At 72.1% G+C, this 18,229-nt stretch carries 15 protein-coding genes and 1 pseudogene; 8 read left to right on the forward strand and 8 right to left on the reverse strand.

Annotated features, from left to right (window positions below; genetic code table 11):
- Positions 1-32 precede the first annotated feature (32 nt).
- The 6 genes and pseudogenes from ACFWR9_RS14575 (at position 33) to ACFWR9_RS14600 (ending at position 5,399) form a co-directional block, all read left to right on the forward strand.
- Positions 33-1,091 (forward strand): energy-coupling factor ABC transporter permease, encoded by a 1,059-nt coding sequence (locus ACFWR9_RS14575; protein WP_383840878.1) that lies wholly within the window; start codon positions 33-35, stop codon positions 1,089-1,091.
- A 1-nt stretch (position 1,092) separates the two neighbouring features.
- Positions 1,093-1,854: a cobalt ECF transporter T component CbiQ gene (gene cbiQ / locus ACFWR9_RS14580; RefSeq protein WP_383840881.1), complete on the forward strand. Its 762-nt coding sequence runs from the start codon at positions 1,093-1,095 to the stop codon at positions 1,852-1,854.
- 87 nt (positions 1,855-1,941) lie between these two features.
- Complete coding sequence (locus ACFWR9_RS14585; RefSeq protein ID WP_383840884.1) at positions 1,942-2,691, forward strand: energy-coupling factor ABC transporter ATP-binding protein; 750 nt, start codon at positions 1,942-1,944, stop codon at positions 2,689-2,691.
- Positions 2,688-3,059 (forward strand): annotated as a pseudogene (locus ACFWR9_RS14590) (MarR family transcriptional regulator). The gene ACFWR9_RS14585 and the pseudogene ACFWR9_RS14590 overlap by 4 nt, the downstream one beginning before the upstream one ends.
- Positions 3,060-3,169: 110 nt before the next feature.
- Positions 3,170-3,877, forward strand: coding sequence for a hypothetical protein (locus tag ACFWR9_RS14595; protein WP_383840887.1), 708 nt, complete (start codon positions 3,170-3,172; stop codon positions 3,875-3,877).
- A gap of 286 nt (positions 3,878-4,163) precedes the next feature.
- Positions 4,164-5,399: a serine hydrolase domain-containing protein gene (locus tag ACFWR9_RS14600; protein ID WP_383840890.1), complete on the forward strand. Its 1,236-nt coding sequence runs from the start codon at positions 4,164-4,166 to the stop codon at positions 5,397-5,399.
- On the opposite strand, the gene ACFWR9_RS14605 is transcribed toward ACFWR9_RS14600, so the two are convergent.
- On the reverse strand, positions 5,379-5,654 hold the full coding sequence (locus ACFWR9_RS14605; RefSeq protein WP_383840893.1) for a DUF1876 domain-containing protein: 276 nt from the start codon (positions 5,652-5,654) through the stop codon (positions 5,379-5,381). The genes ACFWR9_RS14600 and ACFWR9_RS14605 overlap by 21 nt on opposite strands.
- Before the next feature lie 391 nt (positions 5,655-6,045).
- Between ACFWR9_RS14605 and ACFWR9_RS14610 the strand changes: the two genes are divergently transcribed.
- The gene (locus ACFWR9_RS14610) at positions 6,046-6,942 is read left to right on the forward strand and encodes an alpha/beta hydrolase family esterase (RefSeq protein ID WP_383840896.1); all 897 of its coding nucleotides are present in this window, start codon (positions 6,046-6,048) and stop codon (positions 6,940-6,942) included.
- A gap of 185 nt (positions 6,943-7,127) precedes the next feature.
- On the opposite strand, the gene ACFWR9_RS14615 is transcribed toward ACFWR9_RS14610, so the two are convergent.
- The 3 genes from ACFWR9_RS14615 to ACFWR9_RS14625 all read right to left on the reverse strand — a co-directional run bounded on the left by ACFWR9_RS14615 (position 7,128) and on the right by ACFWR9_RS14625 (position 10,831).
- A complete protein-coding gene (locus tag ACFWR9_RS14615; protein ID WP_383840899.1) occupies positions 7,128-7,640 on the reverse strand; it encodes a YbaK/EbsC family protein in 513 nt (170 codons plus the stop codon).
- 188 nt (positions 7,641-7,828) lie between these two features.
- A complete protein-coding gene (locus tag ACFWR9_RS14620) occupies positions 7,829-10,075 on the reverse strand; it encodes an MMPL family transporter (protein WP_383840901.1) in 2,247 nt (748 codons plus the stop codon).
- Positions 10,076-10,219: 144 nt separating this feature from the next.
- Positions 10,220-10,831, reverse strand: a complete 612-nt coding sequence (locus tag ACFWR9_RS14625) for a TetR/AcrR family transcriptional regulator (RefSeq protein ID WP_383840904.1) — start codon at positions 10,829-10,831, stop codon at positions 10,220-10,222.
- A 157-nt stretch (positions 10,832-10,988) separates the two neighbouring features.
- Here ACFWR9_RS14625 and ACFWR9_RS14630 point away from each other — a divergent pair, with 157 nt between their 5' ends.
- Positions 10,989-14,315 carry a S41 family peptidase gene (locus tag ACFWR9_RS14630; RefSeq protein WP_383840907.1) on the forward strand — a complete coding sequence of 1,109 codons (3,327 nt, stop codon included), beginning with the start codon at positions 10,989-10,991 and terminating at the stop codon, positions 14,313-14,315.
- Positions 14,316-14,428: 113 nt separating this feature from the next.
- Here ACFWR9_RS14630 and ACFWR9_RS14635 read toward each other — a convergent pair whose 3' ends face one another.
- The 4 genes from ACFWR9_RS14635 to ACFWR9_RS14650 all read right to left on the reverse strand — a co-directional run bounded on the left by ACFWR9_RS14635 (position 14,429) and on the right by ACFWR9_RS14650 (position 18,096).
- Entirely contained in the window at positions 14,429-14,638 is a 210-nt protein-coding gene (locus ACFWR9_RS14635; RefSeq protein ID WP_383840910.1) for a hypothetical protein, read from the reverse strand.
- Between the two features lie 88 nt (positions 14,639-14,726).
- Positions 14,727-15,620 carry an SDR family oxidoreductase gene (locus ACFWR9_RS14640; protein ID WP_383840913.1) on the reverse strand — a complete coding sequence of 298 codons (894 nt, stop codon included), beginning with the start codon at positions 15,618-15,620 and terminating at the stop codon, positions 14,727-14,729.
- Positions 15,617-16,561 (reverse strand): alpha/beta fold hydrolase, encoded by a 945-nt coding sequence (locus tag ACFWR9_RS14645; protein WP_383840916.1) that lies wholly within the window; start codon positions 16,559-16,561, stop codon positions 15,617-15,619. Before ACFWR9_RS14645 ends, ACFWR9_RS14640 begins: the two co-directional genes overlap by 4 nt.
- Complete coding sequence (locus tag ACFWR9_RS14650) at positions 16,558-18,096, reverse strand: flavin-containing monooxygenase (protein WP_383840919.1); 1,539 nt, start codon at positions 18,094-18,096, stop codon at positions 16,558-16,560. Before ACFWR9_RS14650 ends, ACFWR9_RS14645 begins: the two co-directional genes overlap by 4 nt.
- Positions 18,097-18,229 lie beyond the last annotated feature (133 nt).

The following is an 18,229-nucleotide window of genomic DNA, read 5'->3' on the forward strand; positions in this document are numbered from 1 at the left end:
AGGGCCTTGCAACAGCCCCCTATCATCGAACCGTGCATGTACCTGACGGATTCATCAACGCCCCGACCTCCGCCGTGACGGGAGTGGTCGCCGCGGGCGCCATCGCGGTCAGCCTGCGCGGCGCGCGCCGTGAACTGGACGAGCGGACGGCGCCCCTGGCGGGGCTGGTCGCGGCGTTCATCTTCGCGGTGCAGATGCTGAACTTCCCCGTCGCCGCGGGTACCAGCGGGCATCTCCTCGGCGGTGCCCTCGCCGCGATACTCGTGGGCCCCTGCACAGGGGTCCTGTGCGTCTCCGTCGTGCTGCTCATGCAGGGCGTCCTCTTCGCGGACGGCGGCCTGACCGCGCTCGGCGTGAACATCACCGCCATGGCGATCGTCACGGTGGTCGTCGCCTACGCCCTCTTCCGGGGCCTGGTGAAGGTCCTGCCGCGCACGCGCCGGTCGGTCACCGTCGCCTCCTTCGTCGCCGCCCTCGTCTCCGTACCGGCCGCCGCCCTCGCCTTCACGCTCCTGTACTGGATCGGCGGCACCACCGACGTCGCCATCGGCAAGGTCGCCACCGCGATGATCGGCGTGCACGTGCTGATCGGCATCGGCGAGGCCACGATCACCGCGCTGACCGTCGGCGCCGTCATCGCCGTACGGCCGGACCTGGTGTACGGCGCCCGGGGGCTGACGCGGAAGCTCCAGCTGCGCGTGAACGGCGAACTCGTCGACGCGCCCGCCGCCGAACCGGCCCCGGCACCCGCCCCCGCCCGCTCCCACCGCAAGGTGTGGGTCACCGGCCTGGTCACTTCCCTGGTCCTCGCCGGATTCGTCAGCTTCTACGCCTCCGCCAACCCCGACGGCCTGGAGAAGGTCGCCTCGGACAAGGGCATCGACAAGAAGACCGAGGAGCACGCGAGCGCCGACTCCCCGCTCGCCGACTACGGCGTCGAGGACATCACCAACGCCCGCCTCTCCGGCGGCCTCGCGGGCGTGATCGGCGTCGGCGTGACCGTCGTCGCGGGCAGCGCGGTGTTCTGGGCGGTGCGCAGGCGGCGTACGGATGACACCTCGCCCACGAACACGACGGACACGAGCGTCTGACATGGGCGCGGGCCACGCCCACCGGCTCTACCGGCCCGGGCACTCCCCCGTGCACGGTCTGCCGCCGCACACCAAGCTCGCCGCGACCTTCGCCTTCGTGGTCGTCGTGGTGTCGACGCCGCGCGAGGCGATGTGGGCCTTCGGTCTCTACGCGCTCCTGCTCGCGACGGTGGCGTACGCGGCCCGCGTCCCGGCCGGCTTCCTGCTGGGGCGGCTGCTGATCGAGGTGCCGTTCGTCGCGTTCGCGGTGCTGATGCCGTTCGTGGCGGAGGGCGAGCGGGTGGAGGTGCTCGGCATGTCGCTGAGCGTGAACGGCCTGTGGGGCGCCTGGAACGTACTGGCCAAGGGCACCCTGGGCGTCGCCACCTCCGTCCTTCTCGCCTCCACCACCGAACTGCGCGCACTGCTGCTCGGCCTCCAGCGCCTGAAGCTGCCGCCGCTGCTGGTGCAGATCGCGTCCTTCATGATCCGGTACGGGGACGTGATCGCGGACGAGATGCGACGCATGCGGATCGCGCGGGAGTCGCGCGGCTTCGAGGCGAAGGGCCTGAGGCACTGGGGCGTGGTCGCCAAGTCCGCCGGAGCCCTCTTCATCCGCTCCTACGAGCGCGGCGAGCGCGTCCACCTGGCCATGGTCAGCCGCGGGTACGCGGGTTCGATGCCGGTGATCGACGAGGTGACCGCGTCCCGGGCGCAGTGGTCGTACGCTTTCCTGCTCCCGGGCGCGGCTCTCGTCGTGTGTTTGCTGGGATGGACCCTTTGAATCCTCCCCCCTTGGGTCGCAAGGGGGCTCTCACATGCACCGGCCGTTGGCACATACTCATCCGCAAGCTGGGAAGTAGGCGTTTCGATGACACCCTCGCTGGAAGTGTCCGGCCTCGCCTTCGCCTACCCCGACGGGCATCAGGCCCTCTTCGGCGTGGACTTCTCCGTCGCCCGCGGCGAGCGGGTCGCGCTGCTCGGCCCGAACGGCGCGGGCAAGACGACGCTCGTCCTCCACCTCAACGGCATCCTGACCGGCGGCACCGGCACGGTCACGGTCGCCGGGATGCCCGTGGACAAGCGGAACATGGCGGAGATCCGGCGCCGTGTCGGCATCGTCTTCCAGGACCCCGACGACCAGCTCTTCATGCCGACCGTGCGCGAGGACGTGGCGTTCGGACCGGCGGTGGCCGGGCTGAAGGGGGCGGAGCTGGAGCGTTGCGTGGACCGGGCGCTCACCCTGGTCGGCATGGCGGAGTTCAAGGACCGGCCCCCGCACCACCTCTCCTTCGGCCAGCGGCGCCGGGTGGCGGTGGCGACCGTGCTCGCCATGGAGCCGGAGATCCTGGTCCTGGACGAACCCTCCTCCAACCTCGACCCGGCCTCCCGCCGCGAACTCGCCGACATCCTGCGCTCCCTCGACGTCACCGTCCTGATGGTCACCCACGACCTCCCCTACGCCCTGGAGCTGTGCCCCCGCGCCCTGATCCTCAGCGACGGTGTGATCGCAGCCGACGGCCCGACCGTCGGCCTGCTCTCCGACGACGACCTGATGCGCGCCCACCGCCTGGAACTGCCCTTCGGCTTCGACCCGCGGTCGGTGAGAATGGGCGCGTGACGAACGAGGAGACCAGCCGCCCGGCCGAGGGCACGCTGCTGCTCGACGACCAGGTGCTGGTGGTGTGGGAGCGCGGCGAGACGACGGTCAAGGACCTGGCCGCCGCCCTGCGGCTCGACTACGGCACCGTCTCCCCGCCGCTGAAGCGGAGGCGGCCGGTCTGTCGCGGCGTGACCGGTCGGCCCGGGACGAGTGGTCGGTGCTCGTCGCGGTCACCGGGCACGGGGAGGAACCGCGCAAGCGGGCGGCGCGGGTGCCGGGCGCGCTGCTCTCGGCGACGGGGCTGGGCGAGGGGGTAGCTCGCGCGGCTGCGCGAGGAGCTGTGGCGGCTCGCGGAACGGGCGGAGGCGGCGGACCGCGCCCGTTGACCTTCCGCCCGCCGGAAACCTGGCCACCTGGCGCCCAGGACACGCGGCCGTCACGCCCGCGTCACGCCCGGAAGGTGACGCTTGGGTGGTTGCAGCGAAAGGAGCAACTCATGCGTCCCAAGCACTACCTCGCACTGCTCGCCGTGCCGCTCGGCGCCTCGTTCATGCTGTACCCGAGCGGCTCGGCCCAGGCGGCGGAGGCCTCGCCGTCGATCGCGCCCAGCCAGGTATGCAACGCGGTCTCCACGGCGCCCCCCAACCCCTTCGGTCAGATTCGGGCCAGCGGATTCGACCCCGGCGAATCTGTTCGAGTCTCTGCGGATGGCCAAGTGATCTCGACCCCAATCGCCACCGCCGCCACCGTCGGGCCCCCGCCCACCCCCGGCGGTGTGGTCGGCGTCTTCGGCATCAGTTTGACGGCTCGGAGCTACGTCCTGGAGGGCCTGTCCTCCGGGAAGGTCGCCACCTGCCCCGGTCTGGGACAGACCCCGCCTCCCCCTCCGGACGGACCAGTCACGCCCCCCACCACCCCCAGTGACGTACGGGCCGAGGGGCGCAGGGACGGGTTGGCGGACGGTCTGGCCAGCTGCCGCACGGGCCGCACGGTGACCGACGCGCAGGATGACGAGGAAGGTCCCAGGAACGCGGAGTACTTCGCCGGCTACGCGGCCGGCAAGGCGGAAGCCCTGGACCGCACTGCCTGCACCAACAGGCCGCCCCAGACCACCCAGCCCGGCCAGACCGACCGCGACCAGCAGAACCGCGGAGATCGCGACCGGGATCGCGACCGGGATCGCAACCGTGGGGGCAACCGCTAAGGGCATGGCGAGCGAGCCCGATCACGCGGCACACCTCCCTGGCGGGGACGGCGGGACAACCGCCGCCCCCGCCACGCAGTGGATACCCGCGCGACGCACTTGCGCGGCCCCTGTATCGCGGCGGGCTACGACCTGACCGGCTCCACCGTCGCCGCGAAGGTCGTACTCGAACGCCACCCGCGGCAACGTCGACGTAACGATCGTGCTCGACCAGCCCCACACAGGAATCGCAGGCGAAAGGCAGGCGTTGCAACCACTGTCGCAGGCGAGCCGAAGGAGAGCAGGCGTGGACGTGCACGGCACAGTGGCCGAGGGCTTCGAGCCGGTCAGGGACGCGTTCGTACGGAACTTCGCCGTGCTCGGGGACCGGGGCGCGGCGGTCGCCGTCTACCGGGACGGGCGCAAGGTCGTCGACCTGTGGGGCGGCACCAGGGACGTCGATGGCGCAGAGGGCACAGGCGGCACTGACGGCACCGAACCGTGGCGCCGGGGCACCGCCCAGGTCGTGCGCTCGGCGACGAAGGGCGTCGCCGCCGCCGTACCGCTGCTGCTGCACCAGCGCGGGGAGCTGGACCTGGACGCGCCGGTGGGCGAGTACTGGCCGGAGTTCAAGGCGCACGGCAAGGAGCGGGTGCTGGTCCGGCACGTGCTGAACCACCGGGCCGGGCTGCCGGTGCTGGACCGTCCGCTCACCCCCGAGGAGGCCCTCGACCCGCTGCGGGGCCCCGAGGCCGTCGCCGCCCAGGCACCCGTCTGGGAGCCGGGCACCGACCACGGCTACCACGCGCTGACGTACGGCTGGCTGCTGGACGAGCTGGTCCGCCGGGTGACGGGCGGGCGGAGCGCCGGGGCGTGGATCGCGGACGAGATCGCCCGGCCGCTGGGCCTGGACCTGTGGCTGGGGCTGCCGGCCGCGGAGGAGGCGGCGGGCCGGGCGGGGCTCGTCGGGCGGCTCGCGGAGTCCGAGCCGTCGGGGAACGGCCCGCGGCTGCGCCCCAAGCGCGCCGTCACCGAGGCATACGCGGACCCCGGCTCCCTCACCCGCCGCGCCTTCGCCGCGATCACGCCGTTCCCCGACCAGAACGACCCGGCCTTCCGCGCGGCCGCCCTGCCGGCGACCAACGGCATCGCGACCGCCGACGGGCTGGCCCGCTTCTACGCCGCGCTGATCGGCGACGTCGACAGGGTGACCCGGCGCGTGCGGCTGTTCGACCCGGCGACCATGGAGCGGGCCCGCGCCGAGGAGTCCGCCGGGCCGGACCGGGTGCTGGTCGTGGGCACCCGCTTCGGCCTCGGCTACATGCTGCACGGCAGCGCCTCGCCGTTGCTGTCCCCCGGCTCCTTCGGCCACCCGGGCCGCGGCGGCGCCCTCGGCTTCGCCGACCCGGAGGCCGGCGTCGCCTTCGGCTACGTCACCAACGGCTTCCGCAAGACCGTGACGGCGGACCCGCGGGCGCAGGCGCTGGTGCGCGCGGTACGGGAGTCGCTGCGGCGGACCGGCTCAGACGTGGATGGGGTGTGACGTCCTCCCCGACGCCATGTCGATCTCGTCGTGCGCCTTGGTGAGCAGCTGCATCGCCAGCTCGTTCAACGCGCGGGCCCCCGCGACCTCCTCACCGACCCGTGGCTGCTGGGAGTCGATCCGGTGCCGGCTGGCGTGACCGTGCCCGCGGACCTCGGTGCCGTCGGGGAGCCGCACCATCGCGACCGCCCGAGTGTGCTGGTCGTCCTCCATGAACTCCATCTCGACGTGCCATCCCACTGCGGTGTGCATCATGAGGATCACCTCCGGAACATCTGCTTCCAGGGTGCGCCTCGCGGGCGCCGTACGCACTATGCGGTGCGGCCTGTTCCGCGTGCGGTCCATCCCGTGTGCAGCATCAGCCCGATCCCGACGACGAGGAGGCCCGCCGCCGCGATCCGGGGCGCGCCGAACCGCTCCTTGTGGGAGATCGAGGCGTGGCCAGCGGAACCGTGAAGTGGTTCAACGCTGAACTTCAGGGAGCCCGAAGTGACGCCACCAGCCCCCACCGCCCGACCGAGTGCCCTCGCGGCGACCTGCACCCCCTTCGGGCCGTCTGGTGGGCCATAGCTCGTGGGCGGAACCGCCCCTTCCTCTGGACCACCCAACACGCCGCTGCCACCATGCCCCCATGCGGATACGCCTGTTGCGGATCGCCGCCCTGGCCTTGCTGTTCCCTCTGGCCGGCTGCAGCACGAACACGGACGACGGCGGCGCTCGAAACGAGAATCCCCAGAAGCCCTCGGCAACGCCACCGGCAACAGAGACGCCACGCCCCGGCGACCAGAAGGCCGGCCTGACCTGGAAGGGCAAGCAGCGCCACTACACGGTCCACGCACCGCCCGGCTACACACCGAGCGAGCAACTGCCCCTGGTCGTCGTCATGCACCCCTACCCGGCCGACGCCACATACGCCGCCCAGTTGACCGGCTTCAACGCCAAGGCCGACAAGGAACGTTTCCTCGTCGCCTATCCGAACGGCATGAACCAGGGGTACAACGCCCTCATCTGCTGCGGTGACGAGGACGACGTCGGCTTCATCGGCGCGATGACGGACCGTCTCGTCGACACATGGAATGCCAACCCTCGGCGAATCTACGCCACCGGCATATCCAACGGCGCGGACATGTCCTTCAAACTCGCCGTCGAGCTACCAGGCACGCTGGCCGCGATCGCCCCGGTCAGCGGCGGATACATCGGCGCGCCCGCGGAGAATCCCACGTACATGCCGAAAACCCCGGTGTCGGTGGCAACCTTCGTCGGCGGTCTCGACGGGTACCACGACGACTTCGAGCAGGGCATCACGTTGTGGTCGGAGCGTCTGGGGTGCAAGGCCGGGCGGCCCGAGAAGGTCGAGGGGGAGATCACGCGCACCTCGGCGAAATGCCGCGACAGGTCGAAGTTCCTTACGTACCGGCTTCCGGACATGGGGCACAAATGGCCAGGCAGCAACGACCCGACGATGGGCGACTCGGAGGCAGGTGTCAACGCCACCGATCTCATCTGGGAGTTCTTCACGTCACATCAAAGGACTTCGCCCTAATGGGACTCGTCGGGTCGTGAGTGAGACTCGACGGGTGGCCGCCGGCAGGTGAGCACTATCACGCCCGGAGCCGTTCGAGCTCTGGGGTCAGACCGTGCCCCTGCTGGTCGGCCGGAAGGCCATGACTGCTGATGGGATGGCGTGCGTGACGGCGGCGAGCAGGACGGCGCCGGTGACCCGAGGGGTCACGCGGAGTGCTCGCGCACGTCCACGAGGGTGGCACCGGCGGTGGCGACGAGGTCCTTGGGCGCCATCGGGAACACCGCGTAGGGGGTGCCGGCGGCGGCCCAGACGACCTCGTGGGCGAGGAGCGAACGGTCGGCGAGGACGCGGGTCGGGTTGCGGTGTCCGAAGGGCGGGACGCCGCCGATCGCGTATCCGGTCGTCTCCCGTACGACGTCGGCCTTGGCCCGCGTGACCTTCTCCGCGCCGAGTTCCTCCCGGACGCGCTCCAGGTCGACGCGGGAGGCGCCGTCCATGAGGACCAGGACGGGCACGCCGTCGGCGGCGAAGATGAGGGACTTGCAGATCTGGCTCAGCTCGCACCCGATCGCGGCGGCGGCCTCGGTGGCGGTACGCGTGGCCTCGGGGAAGCGCCGAGCCTGTGCGGCCAGGTCGCCGAGGCCGAGTCCGCGCAGGGCCTCGGCGAAACGGGGGTGGGCGGCGGAGGCTTCGGAGGCGTCGTCGGTGGTGGTCATGGACGGCACGGTAGCGGTACGTGTAGCCGACATGCGACCTGGTTGCGCGGCGCCCGCGCAGGCCCCCGCGCGGCCGGCCCGGCACGGCCCCGGCACGGCCCCGGCACGGAGGAAGCCGGTGAGGGCAGCCCCGTCCCCACGGAAGCCCTCACCGGCTGGTCTGCTGTCCTCCTGTCAGAGGGGGCGGGTCAGGTGCGCACCAGTTCCCGGTCCTCGTCGGGGCCGGCGCCCCGCTCGTCGGCCGTGCGCAGGCCCTCGCCCTCGACGTCCACGTTGGGCAGGGCGCGGTCCAGCCACTTCGGCAGCCACCAGGCCTTCTTGCCGAGCAGCGCGAGCACCGCCGGGACGAGGGCCATGCGGACGACGAAGGCGTCGAAGAAGACGGCGATCGCCAGGCCGAAGCCGATCATCTTGACCATCGACTCGCTGGAGCCGATGAAGCCCGCGAAGACCGCCATCATGATGACCGCCGCGGCCGTGACGACCCTGGCTCCGTGCTTGAAGCCGGTGACGACCGCCTGGTTGGGCTTCTCCCCGTGGACGTACGCCTCCCGCATGCGGGTGACCAGGAAGACCTCGTAGTCCATGGCCAGGCCGAAGACCACGCCGACCATGAAGATCGGCATCATCGACATGACCGGGCCGGTCTCCTCGACCCCCATCAGGCCGGACAGCCAGCCCCACTGGAAGACCGCGACGACCGCGCCGAGCGCCGCCATGACGGAGAGCAGGAAGCCGAGCGCCGCCTTCAGCGGGACCAGGATCGAGCGGAACACCACGATCAGCAGGAGGAAGGCCAGGCCGACGACCAGGACCAGGTACGGCAGCAGCGCGTCGTTCAGCTTCTCGCTGACGTCGATGTTCATCGCCGTCGAGCCGGTGACCAGGGTCTGCGCGCCGGTGTCCGCCTCGATGTCGCCGCCCGCGTCGCGGATGGCGTGCACCAGGTCCTCGGTCTGCACGGAGGACGGCTTGGAGTCCGGGATCACGCTGATCGTCGCCGTGTCGCCGCCCTTGTTGGGGGCGGGCGGGGCCACCGCCACGACACCGTCGAGGCCCTTGATCTCGTCGGAGACCTGGGTGAAGGCGTCCTTCGGGGCGTCGCTGCCCTTGGCGTCGACCACGACCAGCAGGGGACCGTTGAAGCCCGGTCCGAAGCCCTCGGAGAGCAGGTCGTAGGCGCGGCGCTGGGTCGTGGACGTCGGCTGGGAGCCGTCGTCGGGCAGGCCCAGTTCCAGGGAGGCGGCGGGGATCGCGGCGGCGCCGAGGCCGATCACGCCGAGGAGGAGGACGGCCAGGGGGCGGCGGACGACGAAGCTCGCCCAGCGGGTGCCCAGGTTGGCCTTCGGCTGCGGCTCCCCGCTCTTGGCGGCCTCGTTCTTGTCGGCGGCCTTGCTGCGACGGCCCAGGAGCCTGCCCTTCGCGCCGGCCGGCTTGACGCGGCGTCCGGCGTAGCCGAGCAGTGCGGGGATCATCGTCAGGGCGATCAGGACCGCGATGGCGACGGTGCCGGCCGCCGCGACGCCCATCTTGGTGAGCATCGGGATGTTGACGACCGCGAGGCCCACCAGGGCGATGACGACGGTGAGACCGGCGAAGACGACCGCGGAGCCCGCGGTGCCGACCGCCCGGCCCGCCGCGTCCTCGCGCTCACGCCCCTCGGCGAGCTCGGCGCGGTAGCGGGAGACGATGAACAGGGCGTAGTCGATGCCGACCGCGAGGCCGATCATCATCGCCAGGATGGAGGTGGTCGAGCCCAGCTCCAGCGCGCTGGCGAGGGCGGTGATCGAGGAGACGCCGATGCCCACGCCGATCAGGGCGGTGAGCAGGGGCAGTCCGGCCGCGACCAGCGAACCGAAGGTGATGACCAGGACGACCGCGGCGACCGCGATGCCGATGATCTCGGTGGCGCCGGTCTCCGGCACCGCCTGGAGCGCGTCACCGCCGACCTCGACGGTCAGCCCGGACTCCCGCGCCTGCTCGGCGGCGTCCTCCAGGGCGTGCTTGGTGGACTCCTCCAGCTCCATGCCGGAGACGTCGTACCGCACCGACGCGTAGGCGATCGTGCCGTCCTCGCTGACGGCGTTGCCGGTGTACGGGTCGGCGACCGAGGCGACCTCGGAGCCGTCCGCCAGTTCGTCGACGGTCTTCTCGACGGTCGCCCTGTTCCCGGCGTCCGTCATCTTCTCGCCGGACGGTGCCTTGAAGACGACGCGTGCGGTCGCCCCGTCGGCGCTCTGGCCCGGGAAGCGCTGTTCCAGCAGGTCGAAGGCGCTCTGGGCCTCGGTTCCGGGGATGGAGAAGGACGTGGTGCCGGCGGGCGGGGCGCCGGCCGCGCCGACGCCGGCGAGCGTCAGCAGGGCCACCCATATCAGGGCGACGAAATGCCGTCGGCGGAAGGCGAGCCGGCCGAGCTTGTAGAGGAACGTGGCCACGGGGGCGTACTCCCGGTCAGGTCGTGGGAACTTCAGGGCAGGGGGGAACGGCCCGGCGACGTGAGCGGTGACGTCAGATGGGGCTCAGCAGGGGTTCAGCAGGGGTTCAGCAGGGGGTTCAGCAGGGGTTCAGCCGGAGATCGGCTACAGGGACGTGTCGGTGGTGGAGACGCCGAGTGCGGGGAGGATCACGGCGTCGATGTAGGAGGCGAGGAAGGCCCGGGTCGGCGGCTGGTCGTCCAGCAGCGTGCGGGTGGCGAACCCGCCGACCATCATGTGGACGAGGAAGTCCAGAGCCGGACAGTCCGGTCTGATCTCGCCGCGGTCGACGGCCCGTTGCAGCACCCGCCGGAACTCGGCCATCTCGGGTTCGACGAGCTGGTCCCGGAACGCCTGCCGCAGGTCCGGGTTCTGGTGGAGCGCCATGGCGACGCCGCGCATCAGCGCGGAGTTCTGTTCCATGGTGCAGTCGTCCTCGTGGGCCATCACGGCGTGCAGGTCGCCGCGGAGCGAGCCGGTGTCGACGTCGCCGATCTCACCCGGCTTGTTGTGCCGGATGGCCTTGACGACCAGCTCGGCCTTGCCGCCCCACTGGCGGTAGAGCGTCGCCTTGCTGGACCGGGTACGGGAGGCCACGGCGTCCATGGTCAGGGTGTCGTACCCGACTTCCCGGAGCAGGTCGAGCACGGCCTCGTACAGCTCGGCCTCGCGCTCGGGAGTGATCCGGCTGCGACGCGCGGTGGTTGCCCCGGTCATCTCGCTCACTCCTCTCCAGTCCACTCTGTCAGAACGACACCGTTTCGTACACGACGAATGTACCCCAGCCGCTAGCGAAACGAAACGGTTTCGTTCGTGTCCTGGGTCACGGTTGTCGGCTCCCCATAAGTTGCCGGTACCCGGAGCCCGGAAAAGCATGGGGTGGGTGAGTTATCTGCGCCTTCCGCACCTCAGCGGCGACCAGCTCTGCTTCGTGGCAGAGGACGACCTCTGGCTCGCGTCCCTCGACGGTCCGGGCCGCGCCTGGCGGCTGACCGTCGACCGCACCAAGGCCGGCCACCCGCGCTTCTCGCCCGACGGCCGGCACATCGCGTACACCAGCTGGCGCAGCCTGGTGCCGGAGGTCCACCTGGTGCCGGTGGACGGCGGCCCCGGGCGGCAGCTCACCCACTGGGGCGGCTTCGACACCCGGGTCTGCGACTGGTCGCCGCCCGATCCCGACGGCACCACCGCCGTCCTCGCCGTCGCCTCGCACGGCGAGCCCTTCTCCCACCTCACCTGGGCCTACAAGGTCGGTCCCGACGGCGACCCCGGCCGCAAACTGCCCTGGGGCCCGGTCACCGACATCCAGGCCGCCGACCTCGACGGGGAACGCCGGACCCTCCTGCTCACCGGCACCCCGCCGCACGAACCCGCCGCATGGAAGCGCTACCGGGGCGGTGCCACGGGCCGGCTCTGGCTGCACGGGGAGCGGCTCCTGCCCGACCTCGGCGGGCATCTGGCCGCCCCCATGTTCGTCGGCGACCGGATCGCCTTCCTCTCCGACCACGAGGGCGTCGGCAACCTCTACTCCTGCGCCCACGACGGCACCGGCCTGCGCCGCCACACCGACCACGACGCGTTCTACGCCCGCAACGCCGCGAGCGACGGCACCCGGGTGGTGTACCAGTGCGCGGGCGACCTGTGGATCGTGGACGACCTCGCGTATGGCTCGGTGCCGCGCCGGCTCGACGTGCGCCTGAGCGGGCCGCGCGCGGGACGGCGTACGTACCAGGTGCCCGCCGCCCAGCACGTCGGCGGCATCTCCGTCGACGAGACGGGCCGGGCGAGCGCCGTCGTCGTACGGGGCAGCCTGTACTGGCTCACCCACCGCGACGGCCCGGCCCGCACCCTCGCCGACACCCCGGGCGTACGGGTGCGGCTGCCGGAGATGCTCGGCGAGAGCGGCCGGATCGCGTACGTGACGGACGCGGCGGGCGAGGACGCCGTCGAGATCGCCCACCTGCCCCGGGCGACCGGCGGCCGCGCGGCCCGGCGGGCGGCCACCGGAGGTCTGGGCCGGGTCCTGGAGCTGGTCTCGGACCCCGCGGGCGACCGCCTCGCCGTCGCCTCGCACGACGGCCGACTGCTGCTGATCGACGTCGCGGAGGACACGGGTACCGCCGAAGACACCGGTACCGAACCGGGCAGCACGGACCAGCCCGCCGGAGGCCCCGGCACCGTCACCGAGCTGATCCGGTCCGTCAACGGGCCCGTGCGTGACCTCGCCTTCTCCCCCGACGGGACCTGGCTCACCTGGTCCCACCCGGGCATCGGGCGCTCCCTGCGGCAGATCAAGATGGCCCGGATCAACGGGCAGAACGGGCACGACCCGCTCGTCGTCGACGTGACCGACGGACGCTTCGAGGACGAGAACCCCGTCTTCACCCGGGACGGCCGCTACCTCGCCTTCCTCTCCTGGCGCGGCTTCGACCCGGTGTACGACGTGCACACCGGCGACCTGTCCTTCCCGCTGGGCTGCCGCCCCTACCTGGTCCCCCTGTCCTCCGCGACCCCCTCCCCCTTCGCCCTCAACCCCGAGGGCCGCCCCGCCGCCGGCGGTCTCGACCCCCTGGAGGACGAATTCGGCGAGGGCGGCGCGGTCACCGTCGAGGTCGAGGGCCTGGAGAGCCGGGTGACCCCCTTCCCGGTCGCCGCCTCCAAGTACTCGGCGCTGCAACCGGTCGCCGGGGGCGGCCTGGTCTGGCTGCGCTGGCCGATCTCGGGCGCGCTCGGCGAGACCTTCGCCAACCCGGCCGACCCCAGCGAGCGGCCCACCCTGGAGCACTTCGGCCTCGCCAAGGCGAAGAAGTCCGAACTGGTCGACCACCTCGACTGGTTCCGGGTCAGCGGCGACGGCACCCGCCTGGTCGTGCTCGACGAGGGCGACCTGCGCGCGGTGCCCGCCACCGAGGCCGGCGACAGCGACTCGACCACCTGGATCGACCTCCGCCGCATCCTGCACGTGGTCGACCCGCCCGCAGAGTGGCGCCAGGCCTACGACGAGGCGGGCCGTCTGATCCGCGCCTACTTCTGGGACCCCGGCATGTGCGGGATCGACTGGGACGCGGTCCTCGACCAGTACCGCCCGCTGGTCGAACGGGTCGCCTCCCCGGACGAGTTCGCCGACCTGCTGCGCGAGGTGCTCGGCGAACTCGGCACCTCCCACGCCTACGTCGCCGCCGCCCGGCGCAACGAGGGCCCGGCGCACTACCAGCGCTGGCAGGGCCTGCTCGGCGCCAACTTCGCCTGCCGGGACGGCCACTGGGTGGTCCGGCGCATCCTGCCCGGCGACTCCTCCGACTCCAAGGCCCGCTCCCCGCTGGCCGGCACGGGCATCCGCGAGGGCGCCGCGCTGACCCACGTGGACGGCCGCCCGGTGGACCCGGCCGCGGGACCGTACCCGCTGCTGGCGGGGGCGGGCGGTACGACGGTGGAGCTGACGTTCGCCCCGGCGGAGGGCGCCCCGGGCCCTTCCCGCAGGGTCGCCGTCGTCCCGCTGGTCGACGAACGCCCCCTGCGCTACCAGGACTGGGTGGCCAAACGCCGCGAGGTCGTACGCGAGTTGAGCGGCGGGCGGTGCGGCTACCTGCACATCCCCGACATGGGCGGCTCCGGCTGGGCCCAGTTCAACCGCGACCTGCGCATGGAGGTGTCGCGGCCCGCGCTGATCGTGGACGTGCGCGGCAACGCCGGCGGGCACATCAGCGAACTCGTCGTCGAGAAGCTCACCCGCACCATCCTGGGCTGGGACCTCACCCGCGACGCCCAGCCGGTGTCGTACGCCTCCAACGCGCCGCGCGGCCCGGTCGTCGCGGTCGCCGACGAGGCGACGTCCTCCGACGGCGACATGATCACCGCCGCGTTCAAGCTGCTGCGGCTCGGGCCGGTGGTCGGGCAGCGCACCTGGGGCGGCGTGGTCGGCATGACCGGCCGGCACCGCCTCGGCGACGGCACGGTGATCACGGTGCCGATGAACGCGGCCTGGTTCGACGCGTACGGCTGGTCCGTGGAGAACTACGGCGTCGCCCCCGACGTCGAGGCGCTGCGCACCCCCCTGGACTGGGCCGAGGGCCGCTACCCGGTGCTGGACGAGGCGGTGCGGCTGGCGTTGGAGCTGCTGAAGACCAACCCGCCCGCGACGCCGCCCGGTTACACGGACGTACCGGACCGATCCCGTCCGCCACTGCCGCCCCGGGCTTGAGAACCGGCGCCATGGGAACCGGCGCCATGGGAACCGCGCCACGAGAACCGGCGCATGAGAAAGGGGCGCCTCCCGAACAACGGGGGGCGCCCCTTCACTTCAGCGGCGACGGGTCAGGCGTTGTCGCGGCGCTCCTCGAAGCGGTCCTCCGCTTCCCGGCGACGCGAGGACGGGTCCATCTCGTCCTCGTCGCGACGGCGGTCGCGGTTCTGGAACTGGTCCTTCGCCTGCTCGGCCCGCTGCTTGCCCTGCTGCTTGCCCTGCTGCTTGCCCTGCTGCTGCATGCGCTCGGCCTTGTCCTGGAACTGGTCCTTCATACCCATGTGGGTTCACTCCTGTGGTGATCGGGCCCGACCGGTTCGGCCGGGCGCTCGATCAGATTCACACGAGCCGTGACCGTGCGCATGTCGATCACTTACGTACCGTAGTCACGCCTGCCCGGCCCTGTTCGTCGGCCGCTCCGCCGGCGCCGACCAGGCCTATGCGGACCCCGTTCAGCCGGTCCCCGAACCGCCGCATCTCGCGCTGCCCGACGGTGCCGATGACGGCCGGCAGGTAACCGCGCACGCCCTGCATGCCGCGCAGCCACCACTGCCCGTAGACGTGGGCGGAACGGCGCTCGATGCCCTCCACGAGCCGGTCGACCGCCGGGCCCAGCGGGTAGGTCTTGTTCGACGGCCAGGGCAGCCGCTGCCGCAGTTCGCGCATGACGTCGTCCTGGTCGGCGCCGCGCACCATGTCCGTGTCGGTCCACGAGAGATAGCCGACGCCGACCTTCACACCGCGGTGCCCGACCTCGCCGCGCAGGCTGTGCGCGTACGCCTCCACACCGGACTTGGACGCGCAGTACGCGGACATCATCGGGGCGGGCGTGATCGCGGCCAGCGAGGCTATCTGGAGCAGGTAGCCACGGCTCTCCAGCAGCGCCGGCAGGAAGGCGCGGCCCGTCACCGCCGACCCGACCAGGTTGACCTCGATCACCCGCCGCCAGGACTCCGGGTCGGAGTCGACGAAGGGCCCGCCGCTGGCCACGCCCGCGTTGGCGACGACGATGTCGATCCGGCCGAAGCGCTCCTTGACCTCGGCCGCGACGCGGGCCATCGCCTCGTGGTCGGTGACGTCGGCGTGCCAGTGCTCGCTCTCGCTGTGCAGCCGGGCGGAGACCTGCTTCAGCGCGTCGGGCTCCAGCCCCACCAGCGCCACCTTCACGCCGCGCGCGGACAGCTTGCGGGCCAGCAGTTCCCCGACGCCCCGCGCGGCCCCGGTGACGACGGCGACCCGCCCTTCCAGGCTCACCCTGCTCATGCGCTCTCCTCGGCGTGTACGGCACGCTCGCTGCGTGCGCTCGTTATGTGGGTGGCGGCGAGCGCCCGTATCTTCCCGGTGACCAGCTCCGGCGCCTCCACCGGCGTCATGTGGCCGAGCCCCTCGAGCTCCGTCAGGCCCACGCAGTTGGGCAGCGCGGCGGCCAGCGACCGGGCCTGCACGGGCGGGGTCAGCCGGTCGGCGGTGCCGACGACGACCTCCACCGGCATCCGCAACTCCCGTATGCCGTGGTCGAGATCGAGCAGGTCGAGCACGCGCGACCAGCCGTGGCGGACCCGGCGCGGGCAGGCGTGCACGATCCGGGCACAGGCCTCGATCATGTCCGGGCCCGAACCGGGGCCCATCGTCCCGTACCTGAGGATCCGCCGGGCGAGGGGCGTGACCGGCCCGAGCGGCGCACGGGAGCCGAGGATCCGCCGGGTCAGCCAGGTGCGCACCCGGCCCTCCCCGAGCGGCACCACGGTGGCGGACGCCACCAGCCGCGAACTGCCCGTGCTGCACAGCAGAACGGCCGCCACGTGCTCGCGCACCGCGGACCGGGTCGCCGCGGCCATCACCGTCATCCCGCCCATCGAGTGCCCTGCGAGCACGACCCGTTCACCCGGCGCGAGCGTCGCCTCCAGTACGGCTTCCAGGTCGTCGGCGAGCGGCTCGGTGCCGTACGCCGGGTTCTCCGGACTGCGGCCGTGGCCGCGCTGGTCGTAGGCGACGACCCGGTGGTCGGCGGCCAGTTCGCGGATCTGCGCCGCCCAGAAGGCGGTCGAGCAGCACCAGCCGTGCGCCAGGACGACCGCGGGCGCCCCCTCGGGGCCGTGCACCTCGACGTGGATCCGGGCGCCGTCGGCGGCGGTGACGGTCAGCTCGCGGGCGGGAACGGGCGGGGCGTACGGCCCCGTGGCCCCACGCAGCAGGCGACTCACGCGCTCACCTCGGACACCGGCTCGGCGTCTGGGGCCGGCCGGGCGGCGGGCGCGCGCAGCACCTCGTACTCCGCGAGGTCCACGCGCCGCGTCGCGCGCCGGAACTCGGCGGTCGTACCGGGCCAGACGGTGGTGTTGCGGCCGCTCGCGTCCAGGTACCAGCTGGTGCAGCCGCCGGTGTTCCACACCGTGCGCTTCATCCGCTCCTGCACCCGGTGGTTCCAGTTCCGCACGGCGGCCGGGCGGGCGTCGAGGGCGGTGCGGCCGCCGAGGACGTCGATCTGGCGCAGGTAGTCGGCCATGTAGTTCAGCTGGGACTCGATCATCAGGATCATGGACGAGTTCCCGAGGCCGGTGTTGGGCCCGATGACCGTCATGAAGTTGGGGAAGCCGGCCGCCGAGGCACCGCGCAGCGCCTCCATGCCGCCCTTCCAGGTCTCGGCGAGGGTCCGCCCGTCCGCGCCCACGACCCGCTCGGCGATGGGCATGTCGGTGACGTGGAAGCCGGTGCCGAAGATGATCGCGTCGGCCTCGGCCTCGGTGCCGTCGGCGCCGACGAGGGTGGACCCGCGCACCTCGCTGAGCCCACTGGCGACCACGTCGACATTGGGCTGGGCGAGCGCGGGGTAGTAGGTGCTCGACAGCAGGATCCGCTTGCAGCCGATGCGGTAGTCGGGGGTGAGCTTGGCGCGCAGCGCCGGGTCCTTGATCGCGGCGCCCATGTTGCGCTTGGCGATCCGCTCGACGAAGCCCAGTTCGTTGGGGTGCTTGGTGAACGCCTGGACCTGGAGTTCCCGGATGCCCCACAGCAACCCACGGCGCAGCTGGGTGGTGACGGGCAGCGCCCGGTGCAGGGCGCGTTCCGCGCCGCTGATCGCGCGGTCCATGCGGGGCATCACCCAGGCCGGGGTGCGCTGGAAGAGCGTCAGGCGGCCGGCCTTCGGCTGGATGGACGGCACGATCTGGATGGCGGAGGCGCCGGTGCCGATCATGGCGACGCGCTTGCCGGTGAGGTCGTGGTCGTGCTCCCAGCGGGCGGAGTGGAAGACCTTGCCCGGGAAGGAGTCGAGACCCGGGATGTCCGGGACCTTGGGGTCGGACAGCGGCCCGGTCGCGGACACGACGACGTCGGCGGTGAGGTTCCCGCGCACGGTCTCGATCTCCCACCGCAGCTGCTCGGTGTCCCACGCCATCCGCTTCACCTCCGAGTCGAAGCGGAGGTGGGGACGGAGCCCGAAGGTGTCGGTGACGTGCTCCAGGTAGGCGCGGATGTGCTCCTGCCCGGAGAACGTGCGCGGCCACTCGGGGTTGGGCGCGAAGGAGAAGGAGTAGAGGTGGGACGGCACGTCGCAGGCGCAGCCGGGGTAGCTGTTGTCCCGCCAGGTGCCGCCGACGCTGCCGGACCGCTCCAGTACGACGAAGTCCGTGATCCCTTCGCGCCGCAGCCGCACGGCGGCCCCGAGGCCCCCGAAACCGGACCCGATCACCGCCACCCGTACGTGTTCCTGAACCTGCTCGTGCTCGTGCTCGGCCATCCCGGAGCCTCCACGCTTAGCCTGGACCGTCTGAAACCATGCCAGTGAACACTGGCGCAATGGGAGGGTAGAACAGCCCTGTACTCATGGGTAGGGGTCGGGCGAAGGACGTTTACATCAGCGGCTACCGCCG

This window comes from Streptomyces sp. NPDC058534 (assembly GCF_042717365.1).
Classification (GTDB): Bacteria; Actinomycetota; Actinomycetes; order Streptomycetales; family Streptomycetaceae; genus Streptomyces.